This is a genomic window from Roseburia sp. AF12-17LB, from assembly GCF_003479605.1.
GTDB lineage: Bacteria > Bacillota > Clostridia > Lachnospirales > Lachnospiraceae > Roseburia_C > Roseburia_C amylophila.
Genome location: NZ_QUHR01000018.1, coordinates 1 through 16,277, shown reverse-complemented (window position 1 = coordinate 16,277; position 16,277 = coordinate 1). Strand labels below are relative to the sequence as shown.

Annotated in this window: 20 protein-coding genes and 1 pseudogene; all 21 read right to left on the bottom strand. The window is 37.3% G+C overall.

The features are described from left to right. Nucleotides 1-16 precede the first annotated feature (16 nt). Nucleotides 17-772 carry a flagellar filament capping protein FliD gene (gene fliD / locus DWV68_RS14830; RefSeq protein WP_242986286.1) on the bottom strand — a complete coding sequence of 252 codons (756 nt, stop codon included), beginning with the start codon at nt 770-772 and terminating at the stop codon, nt 17-19. 21 nt (nt 773-793) lie between these two features. After that, complete coding sequence (locus DWV68_RS13805) at nt 794-1,570, bottom strand: FlxA-like family protein (RefSeq protein WP_197420875.1); 777 nt, start codon at nt 1,568-1,570, stop codon at nt 794-796. Nucleotides 1,571-1,775: 205 nt separating this feature from the next. Next, nucleotides 1,776-3,146 carry a sensor histidine kinase gene (locus tag DWV68_RS13800; protein WP_117699208.1) on the bottom strand — a complete coding sequence of 457 codons (1,371 nt, stop codon included), beginning with the start codon at nt 3,144-3,146 and terminating at the stop codon, nt 1,776-1,778. Then, a complete protein-coding gene (locus tag DWV68_RS13795) occupies nt 3,143-3,856 on the bottom strand; it encodes a LytR/AlgR family response regulator transcription factor (RefSeq protein ID WP_055306784.1) in 714 nt (237 codons plus the stop codon). Before DWV68_RS13795 ends, DWV68_RS13800 begins: the two co-directional genes overlap by 4 nt. Nucleotides 3,857-4,169: 313 nt before the next feature. Next, nucleotides 4,170-4,334 (bottom strand): hypothetical protein, encoded by a 165-nt coding sequence (locus DWV68_RS14490; protein ID WP_156454689.1) that lies wholly within the window; start codon nt 4,332-4,334, stop codon nt 4,170-4,172. Between the two features lie 20 nt (nt 4,335-4,354). Continuing rightward, the gene (locus DWV68_RS13790; protein ID WP_117699209.1) at nt 4,355-4,549 is read right to left on the bottom strand and encodes a hypothetical protein; all 195 of its coding nucleotides are present in this window, start codon (nt 4,547-4,549) and stop codon (nt 4,355-4,357) included. 57 nt (nt 4,550-4,606) lie between these two features. Next, entirely contained in the window at nt 4,607-5,797 is a 1,191-nt protein-coding gene (locus DWV68_RS13785) for a DUF4885 family protein (protein ID WP_118666059.1), read from the bottom strand. 497 nt (nt 5,798-6,294) lie between these two features. Next, nucleotides 6,295-6,675, bottom strand: coding sequence for a GHKL domain-containing protein (locus DWV68_RS13775; RefSeq protein WP_243089582.1), 381 nt, complete (start codon nt 6,673-6,675; stop codon nt 6,295-6,297). Next, the gene (locus DWV68_RS14825; protein WP_243089580.1) at nt 6,633-6,863 is read right to left on the bottom strand and encodes a hypothetical protein; all 231 of its coding nucleotides are present in this window, start codon (nt 6,861-6,863) and stop codon (nt 6,633-6,635) included. Before DWV68_RS14825 ends, DWV68_RS13775 begins: the two co-directional genes overlap by 43 nt. A 32-nt stretch (nt 6,864-6,895) precedes the next feature. Beyond that, nucleotides 6,896-7,516 carry a DUF6033 family protein gene (locus DWV68_RS13770; protein WP_226948397.1) on the bottom strand — a complete coding sequence of 207 codons (621 nt, stop codon included), beginning with the start codon at nt 7,514-7,516 and terminating at the stop codon, nt 6,896-6,898. 82 nt (nt 7,517-7,598) lie between these two features. Next, nucleotides 7,599-8,636: a DUF4885 family protein gene (locus DWV68_RS13765; protein ID WP_118666057.1), complete on the bottom strand. Its 1,038-nt coding sequence runs from the start codon at nt 8,634-8,636 to the stop codon at nt 7,599-7,601. Between the two features lie 59 nt (nt 8,637-8,695). Further along, complete coding sequence (locus DWV68_RS13760; protein ID WP_055040310.1) at nt 8,696-9,634, bottom strand: hypothetical protein; 939 nt, start codon at nt 9,632-9,634, stop codon at nt 8,696-8,698. Nucleotides 9,635-9,696: 62 nt separating this feature from the next. Continuing rightward, nucleotides 9,697-10,242: a hypothetical protein gene (locus DWV68_RS13755; protein WP_118057802.1), complete on the bottom strand. Its 546-nt coding sequence runs from the start codon at nt 10,240-10,242 to the stop codon at nt 9,697-9,699. Nucleotides 10,243-10,438: 196 nt separating this feature from the next. Beyond that, nucleotides 10,439-10,963, bottom strand: a pseudogene (locus tag DWV68_RS13750) (hypothetical protein). Between the two features lie 25 nt (nt 10,964-10,988). Then, the gene (locus tag DWV68_RS13745) at nt 10,989-12,524 is read right to left on the bottom strand and encodes a hypothetical protein (RefSeq protein ID WP_117699275.1); all 1,536 of its coding nucleotides are present in this window, start codon (nt 12,522-12,524) and stop codon (nt 10,989-10,991) included. Between the two features lie 65 nt (nt 12,525-12,589). Further along, nucleotides 12,590-12,985 carry a hypothetical protein gene (locus DWV68_RS14820; protein WP_242988812.1) on the bottom strand — a complete coding sequence of 132 codons (396 nt, stop codon included), beginning with the start codon at nt 12,983-12,985 and terminating at the stop codon, nt 12,590-12,592. Between the two features lie 30 nt (nt 12,986-13,015). Further along, a complete protein-coding gene (locus tag DWV68_RS14815) occupies nt 13,016-13,330 on the bottom strand; it encodes a hypothetical protein (protein WP_242988811.1) in 315 nt (104 codons plus the stop codon). Between the two features lie 67 nt (nt 13,331-13,397). Then, nucleotides 13,398-13,898, bottom strand: a complete 501-nt coding sequence (locus DWV68_RS13735) for a hypothetical protein (RefSeq protein ID WP_117699274.1) — start codon at nt 13,896-13,898, stop codon at nt 13,398-13,400. Between the two features lie 39 nt (nt 13,899-13,937). Then, nucleotides 13,938-14,600: a hypothetical protein gene (locus DWV68_RS13730; RefSeq protein WP_117686893.1), complete on the bottom strand. Its 663-nt coding sequence runs from the start codon at nt 14,598-14,600 to the stop codon at nt 13,938-13,940. Nucleotides 14,601-14,725: 125 nt separating this feature from the next. Beyond that, entirely contained in the window at nt 14,726-15,406 is a 681-nt protein-coding gene (locus DWV68_RS13725; RefSeq protein WP_007887737.1) for a DUF6033 family protein, read from the bottom strand. 40 nt (nt 15,407-15,446) lie between these two features. Then, nucleotides 15,447-16,277, bottom strand: an 831-nt coding sequence (locus tag DWV68_RS14595) for a hypothetical protein (RefSeq protein ID WP_118666055.1), incomplete at its 5' end; no start/stop codon positions are given.

Here is a 16,277-nt window from a genome sequence, read left to right as displayed (position 1 = left end):
AGTTAGTCCACACTTTCTATACTTCTTTATCTATCTTGCTCGATGTCAAAGAAGCATCCGTCTTAGAGTACGTACCATTATTTGTATAGGTTGCACTCGCCCGGTTTGCAGCATTCGATATACCAGTTGCTTTCTGCGATATTTTGCTTACAAAAGAATTATATCCTGTAAAGACCGTTTTCAGCGAACTGATATCTGCCTGCTTTAAAGCATCCTCATCTAATTCCAACTTGTTTCCTTTTCCTATGGTAATACCTATTTTGGCAAGCATATTACTGTTTTTGTCTGTCATTCCAGTCATCCATGAAGCATTTCGCAATACATCCTTTGTATTAGATTCTCCGGCTTCCTTAACTACATCATTATAATCTTCAACAAAAGATTTTACTGCCTTGGTGATTTTATCCCAGTCATAATCCTCTACCTCAATCTCTTCCCCCGTTTTTTCATCTTTCTTTTTTATTTTCTTTTTTTCCCAAAGAGAAGAGTCATTCAAAGCATCTGCTGATTTTTTCAGAGAATCTGCACTTGTTTTCATCAAGGTAAGTTTTTGTGAAGTATCACCTTTTCCCGATAATTTTTCAGCATCCTGTTTTGCATAATATGCTTTCATAAGTTTTCCATAGCTTCCATTTTTGATTGCAGCATAATCAGAAAGCATATTTGTATTGCCTACTGATGAACTATCTGACGTTCCACTAAACAACGCTGAAAAATCTACATTGCTGTTATATTTACTTGTATAATCACTAAAACTTTTGATTTCTGACATAACACCAGCCTCCTTTCCGAACTATAAACGTATATCGATCGGTGTATATACTACCGACTGTCCACTTTCTGATGCTGGATTTTTTATTGTTTCTGCTGTTTCTGTTTTGATATCTGCATTCTCTGATGCATCTGTTGCCGTATCTGCATTTTCCTGTGTATTCTCTGCTTTCTGCGTTTGATCCTTCTTTGTTTCTGCTGCATCTGTACGGTTGTCTGCCTTTGCTGCTTCTTCCATAGATTTATTTGCATCTGAAAGTGAAGACATCTGTGATGCTGTTGCAGACTGCGCTTTTGCCTGCAAATCTGCCAGTTCTTCTTCTTTCTTTTCGGTATTGCCTTTTCCAGCATCCTGCTTGATTTCAGACTCAAGCACACCGGCTCTTCCTTCCATCTGTGTTGCCATACTACCCTGCACTTTTGCCTGCTTCATAGATGAATCTGCGGAAATCATTGCCCGCATACCTGCCTGTGACAAGCCTGTTCCTTTCTTTGCAGATGTATTTTTTGTACCAGCCACCATATCATCCATAGATGATTTTTTACTCTGCTGTTCCTTTCTCTGTTCAATCTGGTGCTGTCTTAACTGTTGATTGAGATTTGTAATTTCCTGTTGTATCTCCTGACGTTTCTTCATCTTATCCTCTAATGACAGTTCTTCATTTGATGATAAGTCCTGCAATTTCTGCTGTGCATTTGCAATCTGATTCTGAATATTTTTACTCACAGAATCATTCGCCTGTGCCATTCCTATTGCTCCTGTCTGCGTATTCGTTCCGTTAAATCCATTAATTTTCATCATTTCGTTGTCCTCCTTGAGCTAATACTCTGAAATCCGTTTCCTGAAAATCTGTATAACATGATTTCTCTTTATTTTTTCTTTCGGCATATCTTTCTTCACAATAAACCGTGATGTTGTGAACCGCCCTTTTTTCGTTGTGAAGCATCAAGAAATCACTACATATTTCTGTAATTTGCAAAATACATAGTGCCAATTTATTTCTTTATTCTACCTGCATCATAATGCTAAGGATTACTTCCTCATTTCCCTGCTCCAAAGATATATCTCCCATATACATTCTGGCAACCCGGCGAATGTTATTCAGACCCATTCCATGTTCCCTCCCAGATTTTGTTGTTTCTGGCAAATCGCTATCACCAAAATTAAGCTGACCCCCAAAACTGTTTTTTATGGTTATCATAAAGATACTGTTTTTCCGAAAAGAAGAAATACTGATATACGGATCATCTCCACTTACATTTTCCATACAGTTATTCAAGGCATTATTCATGATCACACTCAGATCAAATGCATTTAACTTCGTATTCTGCGGATAATGAAAATCCGACAGAAACCGAATCTGCCTTTCTTTTGCTTCTCTCAGCTTTTCCATCAAAATGACATCAATTACCGGACTTCCTGTCTTTATTTCCGGAGATACCTCGTCCCATTCATTTTTCAGATGTTCCAAGTATTCTGTAGCATCATCCATATTATTATGTGCCACCAGATGTTCCAGTGTCTGTATATGATTTCCCATATCATGGCGCATGGAGCGGATATCCCGATACAACTTTTCGACTTCCCCGATATGCTTTTTCATGTCACTGATCTGATTTAATACCAGCTCTTGTCCCCGCTGTTCTTCCTGCATCTCTTTCCAGTTTTGAAACATTACAATCACAACAAGAATAGCAACTATGGAAATCAGATAGTGTAAAAAGCTTAAAGCTCCATAAAATCCATATGTAACAATCAAGTTCTTTCCAGTATCTCTTTCGTATATCATGAGATAATATTGTAAAATGCCATACCCAGTGACGCCTACAAGTGAAGGTATAATAAGCATTACCATCTCTTTGATGCTCATTTCATCTTTTTTGTATATATACGCTTTATTGATCAGTCCTATTGCAACCGCAATAAAAGCAATACAAAGTACAATATCCAAAACTCTGGTTCCAACATATAGTCCGTATTGCAACCACACTTTTTCTGCACTCATATTCCGAAATACAAGTGCTTTTGTAACAAGATCATCAAGTCTGGCTGCCATTGCAACCGTTAACCATCGGATAGAAAAGAACGTAATTGCAAGAAATATTTTCTGATATATATTTCTTCTGTCCTCTGCATACATCACAAGAAACGCTGCTATAACTCCAATCAGATATGCGGAAAAATTATCAATCTGTGGCGGAATCATATATAAAACAAGCATAATCGTAATATAAACAATACTGACTGCCACAGCCCCTTTTTTCTTTTTTATATAGGGACAAACAAATTTTCCAAAATAGATTCCTGTAATCATAAGGAGTGCGATAACAGAAATTTTCGATGTAACCATCCAGCATTTTTCTACCAAACTCATCCGATTTCTTTTCCTTTCCTCTGATTATATTTCAAATATTGTTTTACAAACTCAGAATAATTCTGTTTTGCAATCAATGCAGTTCCATTTTCCATCGTCACACAATTTGCATCATATTTCTGAACATATTTGAAATGTACGAGGTAGGCTCTGTGTGTACGAAAAAAATCTGCTCCCGCAATTTCACTCAGTTCCTGCAATTTTCCATAATATTCAATATTCGTATCCCGTGTATGGATAATGACTTTTCGATTATATACCTCAGCATACACAATATCCTTCAAAAACACTTTCATATGGCTTCCTCCGGACTGCACCATCATGTATTTTTCATCCGATTGATTTTCAGAATATTTTTCAATGCTTCTGACTGCACGTTTCACAACTTCCTCAAATTTTTCATCTGAAAACGGTTTCACCAGATAATGAAATGCTGCAACATCAAATGCCTGAAAAACATACTCCTCCACAGCAGTTACAAATATCAATACCATTCTTTCATTTTTCTGACGCAGAATCCTTGCCGTTTCCATTCCATCCATTCCTGGCATCTGAATATCCAAAAATAGAATATCCGGCTCACAACCACTTGCAATCAATTCATCACCAGATAAATATTTATCTATTACTGCATCTGGCAATAATTTCTTTATTTTTTCTTCTAATATCAATCCTATAGATTTTTCATCATCACAGATTGCTATTTGCATCTTGTCACTTCCTTACTTACATACAATTATATTTATAATATCGGAAAAGTTCTTTAAATAGCTAGCCACCATGTTGTGAACAGACCTTTTTTTGTTGTGAAATAGAATATCACATATATCGCTTTATCTGCTTCCTGTTAATTTGTTTTATCCGGCACACGCTCCTGGGAGTGACTGTATCTATCAAAAAAAGAAGTCAGCAGTTTATTCACGCACTACTGACTTCCTATACTACTTATTTTAATTGCCTCCCACATCCATCTGAATCTGATATCTTGGAATCGTCCCATTTTCCTTTTTATAAGCCAGAACATCATAAATCATCTACTGTTACGTTCCCATTTGATACCTTATTCAAAAAACGATCTAATTCCTCTACATAGCCAGCCAGACGATATTCCTCATCCCTGTCATTACTCAATGAACCAATAAAACGATTGTTCTTATTGGTGCCAATGTTCAATAACGATAAATCCACAACTCCCGAACCGTATCCTTTTACTGTTGCACTTGTAGATGCCCCCGTAAAAGCATTACGATAAAGATTATTGTCTCCATCATTTTTTCCGTCAGAACAAATTCATCACCTAAGTCCTTCATTTTTGATTGGCATACCGGAGCCGGCATATGATATGTATAATTACCACAAATATTCTTATACTGACTATGATTCTGGATGATTCCAATTCCCATACAGGGTTCTCCTTTTTTCGTAATTTTTCAACCAGTTTGCAAAAAAATATTATATTTCTAAAGCACAGAATACCATTGTCTGTTCATACGATCAGCTTCATACTGGTATGTAATCAACTGGTTCATATCCTTTAAGCTGCTCTTTCCATATAAAATGCTTAAAGTCATATCTGGCACATTGTTCCATCCTCTGGTTGAAATAGTTGAAACCAGGTCATGTATCCAATTATTCATTTGCTGCTTAAACTCTTTCGGAACTTTTCCGGAACTTTCAACTGCACTATCCACTAAGTCTAATATATTCTCTCCCGACTTCGTATAATATGTCCCATTTTTTCCCTCAAGTTTGTCTAATTCATATCCTGTATAACTATAAACCTGATGATATGCTTCGTATTTCATCTTTGATTCCTCTGTTACTTGAGAACTCTCACAGCCATCTTGTGTTGAGCAATAATAGATATGCTTATAGAGATTTTTCCCATTATTACCTACATTTAAAGCATTCTGCATCAACACCTTTGTTTCTTCATCCACGCCATCTACCGTTATCTTGTAACTGTATGGATTGACAGTAAAAGTACAATCTTTCGTAATAGAAGATGTATCTACACCAGCCTGCTTTAAAATATTTGAAATCTGCGAATTTACCAATGCTCTTTCAAATTGGATTTTATCCGAATCTACACTGTCGCCGTCCACTTCAATTCCCCTGAACAAAGAATCCTGATAATTTACACCATTTATTTTTCCTGTCCGGCACATCTGCATCTCATAATTATATGCAATCCTACGTTCTGTATCAGTCAAATTAGTCTCGTAATACTCTGAACTCTTATCAAAATACTTGGAATGAATATAATTTTCAGGGTTAGAATGTGTTTTTGCTTCTGCGGCAAGCTTAGAATACTTTTCCGTTAATGCCGCCCTAAATGCTTTACCTGTACTCATATATTCACTTGTTTTCGCATTAATCTGTGTTCCTGCATTCTCAATGAGCTCTTGATTCGTTTTTTTTGCTGAAGCTATATAGGACTTTAAGTCAATGCTACTATCAATACTTGTATTATGTGTTCTTCCCCTTGTACTTTTTGTCAGTTTTTCCTTTCCCGATGCACTTATCGTTAAAGTATCTCTTGTGCCTCTACAATCAGTGTTTTGACTGCTTGCCGCTTTTTGTTGTTGACCAAACAGAACATTAAGCAACGACTGATTAGCATTAATTCGGCTGTTAAAAAATATATTCATAATATCACCAACCTCCTTCTTCTAATATTTTATAAACAAAATTATTGTTCATCCAATAATTTGATTATAATCATGTAATAATTCAGATTTTATCATGAGATACCATCTCAATGCTCTTTTCATAACTAGAAGCTGCTGTTGACACCAATGACTGAATATTGACATTATCACTGTTAGCATTTGAGTTATTCAATAGATTGGACAGTCTTTGTTTACTTTCATATGTCCGACTTCTATATACATCTTCCATTTGTTTACGTTTTATCAAATGTTCCTTTTGATTTTTTTCAATCTGTTCTTCAATAAATTCCTCCAACCGCTTATGACGTTTCTCCCACCAAGTTTCTCCATCATTAGCTGTTTCTAGTCCACTCTTTCCTACCGGACCTGCATAACCATATCATTCTTCCGGTGACGCTCCAATAACATCAAAGCTAACATTATTTGATCCTACAGAAAAATATTATATTTCTAAAATACAGAATATCATTGTCTGTTCATACTACCGCAAATATCAGTTTATGATCTTCGCACTCTAATTTCAGATGAATGACCGCTTTTCCAGTATTTTTCAGTACCTTTTCACTCTCCCGGATTGCATTATCTAGTAAATTGGAGAGCAGGATCACAATCTCTTCCTCTTCCAGACAGATCTCCTGCAAATCCCCTACTTTCAGGATAACCGCTATGTGTTTCTCCTGCATGCTGCGGTACTTCTGGTTTAAAACAGCATTGACCACCGGATGATTTGTGTTGATTGCCGACATCTCGACAGCTATGCTCTCTGTCAGCTTCTGCGTAAAGGAAAGTGCCTCATCTGTGTGTCCATTCTTTATCAATGTCTGGATCGTGGAAAGCTGATTTTTATAATCGTGCATTTTTCTTCGCTGACGCTCATAGATTTCTTCCCGGTCCTGATAATCTGCAATACGATTTTCTGATTTTGTTCCGTAAGTACCGCAATTTTTATTCTCTCTTCTTTTTCAATGGTATTCTGCATGAACTCCATAAGGATAAGGTTAATCACAACCAGTCCCACCGAAAGAAATAAAAATACATTCTGCATGTCAATACATCCCGGCATACTCATATCAGTTTCTATGCCAGCACATCAAATGTCGAAACTCCGCTTTCCGTCACTCCTATAGGAATTGAAGTACCTACCAATTCCACCATTTTTCCTGTCAGGTCAGCTACATCTTTTCCATCAATTTTCAGATTATATTGCCGTTCTTCCTGATCCTGTTTTTCGGCACGCTGTTTTTCCAGTCTTTCCTCTGTCTCTTTCTTTTCTGCTTTCCTTTTCTCGAGTCTTTCTTCAAGTTCTTTCCTTGCTTTTTCTGTTCCCGGATCAACTTCATCTTGAGTACACATTACAGAACTCATGCTATCATATCCATTTATAGTAATACTATAACTCAGTATCTTTGCTCCTCTTGCTGCCACATAAGCTCTTGACTGTTCTATTGTTTTTGGTATTAGCGATAAATTGTACTCCAACCATTGTTTTGTCTTTTCATCTCCCATAGCCTCTGACAAAAGAGAACTGTTTATATTTACGGAATAATCCCTGCTTCGTAAACAATCGTATTTTTGTGTTAAATAGTTCTTATATTCATGAGCATTCTTATATGTCCTGCCCGTTTTGTTTCCAGCATTTTGTGTATTGCCATAACTATTCGTATATGACGCATAAGTTCCTATTCCTGTAACTGCCATATTAACATATCTCCTTTCATTATTCGGAGTCCTTCCAACTATGCCACCTGTTGGATTTCTCTCAGAATCAATATAATATTGATCACACGCTAGCTTCAAATATACTTTGACTAATACCTTTCATCCACATATTCTGCGTTGCTCCATATCCTCTTTCCTGCCCTATATCATACAATCCACTGCTGTCAAAGCCTATTTTCAATACTAAATCATTTTCTTTTTTCCAGCCATTCTTAGCATATTCCAACCATCTATTAGAATAAAGTTCATACCCTGCGCCATTTTTAGACTTTTCCTTAAACAAGGCAAGTAAATCTGTGCCATCCTCTGCAATAAAAGTACCATTTCTATATGTCGCATTGCGTGCATCATACCCTGTTGTCTCATACACTTCATGCCATAAAGAATATTGGTTCGCCTTTGTCCTATTTGCTTGCGAATTAACAATTTCATTGTCTGAATCATGCATACAAATCCACGCATGCGTCCAAATATTTTTTGCATTATCTCCTTCATTCAGCAATTTTTCTATCTGCGATAATGTGTCTCTATCTGCATTTCCTGACACAGTTAATTGATATGTATATGGATCAATAGAAAATGTCAAATCTGCTTGTTTTGATATTGATATTCCATTCTTTGAAAACAGATTTGAAATTTGCTGATTTACAACACTTCTGGCATACTGTTTTTCCCTGTCAGTATTGCGTACATAACCAACACTTCTTGAACCACCTGTATATACATCCTTGTAATTTCTTAATGCATAATCATACCGTGCAAATCCACCCACAGGTTTTCCTCCGGATTGTAACATTCTTTTCTCTGTACGGTAAGCTATGGAACGCTGGTCTTCTGTCATATATGAGCAAAAATTAGGTGAGGTCACATCACAATATTTTGATTCGATATATGCCATTGGATCAGAATGAGACAAATTTTCTTTGTACACTTTATCATAATGCTCCTGCAAAACTTTTTGTACGAAACGATCCTCCTCTGTAAGTCCATCATATTGATAACCTACAGTTGTACCAGCACTGGAAGTATTGGGCAGGTTGTTTAAATCCCTGCCCGCTGGAATGTTATTATAATAGTCAGAATTATTTACAGTAACCATATTATCCCCCTGCCTTATATAAGTCTTATAATCTGTATCTTTAAATTCCTCCCGGCATTTTATTCTCTTATTTTAGATGCCAGTACGGTATAAAATTCTTTTTCCTGCTGCAGATATGCTGCCCTTTCCTCTGTAACTGCTGCCAACGGATTTTCTATTCTCTCCAATACTTTGTCGATAGCTGCTAAACAACTTTCTTTCGTTTCACCAAAAATATTGTCATCACCACCTGTCAGAAAATCCTGCTCTACAGATAACTGCGTTAATGTACTGGTTACATCCGTCTGAAATGGATTAAAACCAGTTTCTTCCAATGTTTCCTGCCACGCCGCCTTTACACTCTCCGGCACTGTCTGAAGGTAATAATCACTAATATATGCAATCTGCTTTTTGGTCTTTTCATCTGCAAACTGGTAGATTCTGTTATTCGCTTTTAACTGTTCATATGCCGCCTGCGCATCACTGTTCGCTTCTGACTCATACCAACCATCTTTATTTTTGCTATATTTCATACCATTGACCGTAAAATCTTTGGAAGTGTCTACACCCAGATAAGACATAACATCCGTAATTCCCTCTGTATACCGGGCATATTCCTCCTTTGAATGTGCTACAGTAGTCATTGTCCCACCTGCATTTCGCAGCATGGATGCCAATGCATCTGCCATTCTCTGTGCTTTTACATATGATTGTGTATCATACGGATTATCTCCACCAGAAACCTCTACTCCATGCGCCGTAACCGTAAGCACATGACCTCCATTAACACGGATTCTTTGCCCTTCCGCAATATTAACAGAATTATTCTGTCTGCTAAGTGACGAACTCTTCGCCAATTTTATAGGTGTTTTTAACACTTGAACCAAATCTTCTACCGGATTTAGTAAGTGCTGCGACATCGCCTCATTATAGGTTTCCTTATCTTTAATAGCTGTATTTTTGTAATTAGATGTAAGTCCTCTTGTATTAGGATTAATATAACTTGATATTGACTGCATTGTCTCAATCTCCTTCGTTTATTCTAAATTCTCTTTTCCTTCTATGTCCAAATAACTAAGCCTTATTTATACTTACTATTTGCATTTGGCAAATTAAGATATGTATCCATACTTTTCGTCCAAAGCAACGATAAGTCAAACCTTCCCAATTTGTTTAAATCTTCTATGCTTTTTTTGAACATTGCGATAAAATCTCTTCTGTCGTTAAGTCCCATATTACCAGCTTCAAGCGGCAGAGACGTGAAACCTCCCTGCTTTTCCACTTTGTAATGTGCCTCCAATGCACGCATTTCGACTACTGTAGCATTTGATGGATTAACATCATTGATATAAATTCTTTGCTCAAACTCTTTCCCGTTTTCATCCACACCTTTCGCTAACACCACAGGATTTTCATCCGTCAAATCATCCGCATATTTAAGACAATAAGAAAGACCTGTTCCATTACCTCCCGTCCACAACATATTATCTGTTGTGAATATCTGATATACCTTTGGTGTTTCTGCCGTATAAAATGTCTTTTCCGCAGATGCAGGTGCTTTCATATAATTACTTTTTTGTTGACCGTACAATGAAGATACGGTATTCAGACCAGAACCAATATACATATTTCTGTTCCTCCAATCAGCTCAAAATTTTCTCTATATGCCAGTCCAGTTTCCGCCTCAACTTTTTTGGATAAAAGTGTTTTCAACACCTAATCCCATATTAACTTTCCACGGTTCTTCTGTCAGTCGGAACCGCACCTGCTCTCTCCTATGGAGTCCAAGCTTACTTTTTCTACTATATTCAAATAACTAAGCCCTATTTATGCTTACTGCTTGCATTTAGATAAGTATTCATATTTCGCATATAAAACATCTGCAAATCATACCTTCCTAATTTATTCATATCCTGTATAACCTTTTCAAAGCTGGATATAAGGTCGCATCTGTCATTTAATCCCATACACCCAGTTTCTTGCGGAAAATAACTGAGACTATTCCCCTTGTCGACGTTATAATATGCCTCCAAAGCACTCATTTCAACATAAGAAGCATTTCTCAAATTAATATCATTAATGTTACTCTTTTCTTCAAATTCTTTTCCATTTTCGTCAACGCCTTTGGCTATCACTACAGGATTATCCTCTGTTGACTCTTCTGCGTATTTAATATAAAACGAAAGACCTGTTCCATTTCCACCTGAAAACAACATATCATCCGTCTTTAAATACACCTTCACTGATGTCTGAGAAAATGCCTCATTTTCGGCAACATATGTTTTGCTATTATTTTACTGCTTTCCAAATACTTCCGATGCACTTTGCACTCCCGAACCAATACGCATTTAATTACCTCCTTCTGATGTTGTATCATAATACTTTCCTGAAACTGTACTCATACATATCCGAATACATGTTATCATGGGGTTGGGGCGTCAGCCTTCTGTCCAATGCCGCCATATCCACCGTAAAACCGCTGTCTGCCACAGAGAAAGCGCCATTGCTGAATTGAAACTCCGAAGTAAAATCGGGAATCCCCAGATCACCGCTTGTCCTGTTATGTCCTATAATATTTATCAATGCATCCTTTATCCGCTCTATCTTGGCATTGTCTTTTGTTTTGTTGATCAGATTAGCGGCTTTTTCCGGCAACCCGCCAATTTTTCCGTCCGGTGTCAGATAAAAGTTCTCCAGAGAAATATCTTCTCCCGTAACCCCTTTTAAGTAACGCCTGACTTCCTGCACATCCGTGGCATACTGATAGGTATTAGACGACAGATTTCCCACACTGTCAGCAATTCCTGTGTAATACTGATACATCCGGTCACTGTACTTTTCTTCTACCAGTTTCTGAACCTGTTCCCGGACTTCTTTATCTTCGATACCGCTCACTGTTACATTCCCATTGCTTTCAATCTTTATCTGCATTCCCTCCAGCTCATCACGTGAGATACCTTTGCTTTCCAGATCCTTTACAAAATCCTCGGAAAAATCATGTTTCAGTTCCGCCTTCTGCTGTGCTTTCTCAAAATCTTTCAGGTTGGCAAAAATTTTCACATACTCCATTTCCACATCATCCAGTGTCTTTCCTTCTGCCATGTCCTGCAACAATTCATCCACTGTGCGCCCGCCTTTGTATTTCTTTTCTTCCGGCAGACTTTCAAACTGCTTCTGGTGGAGTTTCTCCATTTCTTTTGTATAATTTTTCTCTGTATCCATCAGGACTTCATTATATTTGTCGAGGCATTCCCTCCAATTTTCATCTTTCCGGCTGTATGCACCGTGAAGGTTCCCGAATGCCTCCCTTATGGCATCGGTCTTTTCCTGTTCTTTATTTTCCGTAACCTTGAAACTGATTTTATAATAATCATCTGGAGAAACTTCTTCCCCATTTTTGTTTTCTATTTTGATACAATATTTATTGGTATTTGTATCCCAGTTCGGGATGGTCAGTGTTTTACGTCCTTCTCCGTCCCATTCTGCCTTTCCGACCTGATTGCCATATTCATCATATAAGGTGAGGTCATAATCACAGCCTTCCGGCATGTCCATATAGATTTGAACCCCAAAATAATTCTGTATGGTTCGATTAAATGGAATGGAAAAGTTATAGAAATCCACATCCTTTTTATCACTGAGATTTCCTTTCAGACTGCTGGTTTCGTCCTTAATCAGAAAATCCAAATCCAGAAATGTGCTTCCCTTCTTCTTGTCCGAAACCTCATAGGTGGTATGCTGTCTGCGATAAGTGTCATTGCTACCAAGTGTACAGGTATCTTCCTGAAGTGTCATATTTTTCTTCAGTTTCCCTTCAAAAAATGCCACTGTTTCCTTTCCAGACATGAAAAAAATCGGTTTTTGACGAAATGCCGCCCCATATGTAGAATGATTACTGTTTATTTCCATTTCTTATCCTTCCTCCCGAAAAATATCTTACCTGTATTCTTATGCTTTCCTGTCAAAAGATGAGCCTACAGTATAACAGGATTATCCGGTAAAATAATACTGCTTTTCTCATATGCTGCCGCCGCCAACTGGCTATTTAGATATTCGTTTTGTACAGCTTTTCGTCTTGCCTGTGCTCTTTTTACTGCTTCCTTTTCCTGTTCTTTCATAAGTTCTTCCATTCTTTCGTGGCGCTTCTCCCACCAAGATTCTCCGTCATTCGCTGTTTCTGATCCACTCTTTCCTACTGGGCCTGCATAACCGTAACATTCTTCCGGTGACGCTCCAATAACATCAAAGCCAACATTATTTGATCCTACCGGCAAGCCTTGAACGGAATATGCTGAACGAACTCTGTTCAAAACATAGTTCTCATATTCAGGATCATTTTTCATTCTTTCAAAAGCTTCTTCCTTAATCACAATCGACCCTGAAGAAAATGTGGAACGAACCTATCCGCTTACGGGAAATTGAGATATTTGATTCATAACCCATTGTTTATACTCATCCAGTGACATCTCATCTTTTGATTTTTCAGAAACCACGCTATTGTTTACAGCATAGTTTATCCGAGGTGGATAATCAATCGTCACATCTCCCGGATACATCACATTACTTGTATCCGCTGAATTTTTACTTTCCTCTACTTTCTTCACCGCATTTACAAAAGTATCTTTTGATGTAGTATTACTTCTGTTTTTTGCAGAAATTAAGTAACTGTCAGCATACGGATTTCTTCCTATACCATTCACATTTATACCTGCCATTTATGTCCCTCCTAAATAATTATATATATGTCTCATCGTTGTCATTTTCCGTTTCTGTTCCAGTCAATTATAACTTTTCCAATCTTTCCAGAAACGCAACATAGAATTCTCTTTCTTTCATACAAGCCCTCTGAACTTCTATGCTTTTAGGGACATATTCCAGTGGATGGTCTAAATTATATAAAGCCTGTTTCGTTGCCTGAATTGCAGATTCTGTTGTGTTTCCCAAAATGTCGATGTTATCCACATCGACCTCACCCTTCATCTGCTTATTCAGCCTTTGTACCATCATCTGTGATATATGGCTCAACATTCCGTTTTTCTTTATTCCCATACCATTCGCATTTACTTCCTTTGCTGCTTCCATCCATGCATCTTTTACCTCCTGCGGAGCATTCGGACCAATCATATCAAATGCTTTTTCGTTAAAATCCGTATCTGCCATATATGGATTTATACTCTCATTTTCCTGTTTGGCACGTTCTGTACTAAATTGAGGAATATCATTCTGTCTGCGTCTGTTTTCGTATGACACACCATTCATAGAATAGTTGGAACTAATCTGCATATATCAATACTCCTTTTTATTTGAATTGCATTATTATCATTAGGCTTTCGCTTCAAAAACTGGTCTTTTCTCCAGATAATCCGGTAGTTCTTTCAATTCAGAATTCATACCATTCTTTACGGCATTATATTCCTTCCAGTAAATGGAATAGAATTCATCTTTTTTTGTAAGTTCTGCCGGAGTCATTTCATACCCCCAGCCGGCACCGGTATTTAACAATACATTCACGCCCTGACTCTGAATTTGAACACCATAACCTCCCGATGTTAAAATAGTGAAATTTAATGTTCCGCCTCCTGCCAGTGCAATCCGCTTATCTGCAAGATTCTGATTTTTTCCCTCTGCCTGTTCCAAAAAATCCAATAAGGTTAATTCTCCAATCCCTTTACATTTTGGATTGGTATTTTGATTTTTCATTGCACTTTTTGCCTGTTGGTACAACTGCTTTCTATCCGGTGCAACCTCTGACAAATATTCTGCCCTTAACTGCAATACCTGCCTTGAAATAGCATCTTGTTCTGTCTTATCAGTAGCATTGGCAGCCTTTTGTGCCAGTTTCTTAATCTCACTCACAAATTCAGTCTGCGTTCTTGTACTTTTTCCTTTCGATGGAATATAAGACCAGTTTGGTTCTCCATTACTACCAGAAGTAATTAGCTGTTCCCTTCCAACTGTTCCTATATTTGAAAAAGAGATTCCCATAAATCCACCTCACGGTTCATAAATAAATCTATCTATAACTTTATATCTACTGACTTTCTGCCACTCTACTCTCTGGTGATGCCATCCTATGCACCAATTAGATATTTTTCTTTTATCAAATCCTCTTATGCCTTAACATTACAACTTCCTCCGATAGATGGAGCTGTACCTACTGCCTGTGCTACAACATTCTCTGTAATGCTTTTCATATCCGTACCAATTGCAAATATTGTGCGTCTTTCTTCCTGAATTTTCTTCATCTGCTCTTTTCTTTCAGCTCTCCGTTCTGCAAGTTTTTGTTCATTTTCTTTCTTTTTCTCGATTTTTCTATCTTCATCAGCCTTTTTTTGTTCTTCGCTTGGTCCTGTAATAACCATGGAGCCCATATTACCATCCTTATCTATCCATACCTGACGATACTTAACTTCACTACCAGTCATTGATTTAATCATTGAGTCAGCCCATCTATCTAATGCTGGAATTTTTGACAACATATTTTCATATTTTGTGGCAACCTCTGGATTACTCATCATCCTATTTAAAATCTCAGGAGCAATCCTCACATCTGTTTTTCCTGTACGATTAGCTGTTTTTACATTTTTATCCGAACTTCCTGCCACAATATCTATTTGAGGATTTTTTTCCTGCAATTTTTTTACATAATCTTCCTGACTCTCTTCTGTTTTGCTCACCTGTGAATTTTCCTTTGTTTTTTGAATATCACAAGCTGCCTTTTTAACCGTGTTCTTGTAACCTGATGCATAATACGATGTGTAACTGCTGTTATTGATACCTGTAATTGCCATAATCCTACCTCCCTGTTATTGAAACTTAAAATAATTTCTATTATATTGAACGACTTGGATATTTAATTTCCGTTGATGTAAATTCATCTTCTGCCGAAACATTGATATGCCCACTGCTGTCAATAGCATACTCTTTACCATAAACGGAAAACGTATCTCCTTCTTTAAATCCGATTTCTATCCAGTTTATATCATTTAACTGTTTTATCTTTGCGTCAACATTTATGGTCTTTCCTGATTCCTGCAATAAATAAGTGTGTTTTCCTGCTCCCGCATCTATAGAAAAGAATCCTGGAGAAATCCCGACTTTCTCACAGACTGACAGTACTTCCTCATTACTGTAGAGATAACCCCACACACTCTTTCCCTGTGCCAGATCAGATAAAATATTACTTGCTTTGCGCATTTCCCACTTATAATTTGTCCCTTTTTGATTTGTATTCTCTGCAAGCAACGATTCCGAGGCTGCCCAGCCTATCCTTCCATTGTTGACCGTCCATGTATATTTACCGCCACTTGATGTTGTCCATGAATAATAACTTTTATTACTTAATACCAAAGAATTATTTGCAGCACAAATGCCTGACATGGTGCTTGTATTCATTTTCGGTACTGCATAATTAGGTACTACCTGTCTGCTCCCATTAAGGTCAAAGGAAATAACCCCGTACTCCTTAAAATCAGAATTATATCCACAGGAAACATTCTCCCCAAAATTGATTGCATCCAAAATAGCACTTGAATTATTATAGTTTGCAAAATAATAAGCTAATTCACTGTTAGAAATATTCGCATTTTTATCTATCAGTGCAGCTATGGATTGCTTTGAAAAGCCTCGTGCAGCATCAGAAATACTTAAACTGTCCTGTTT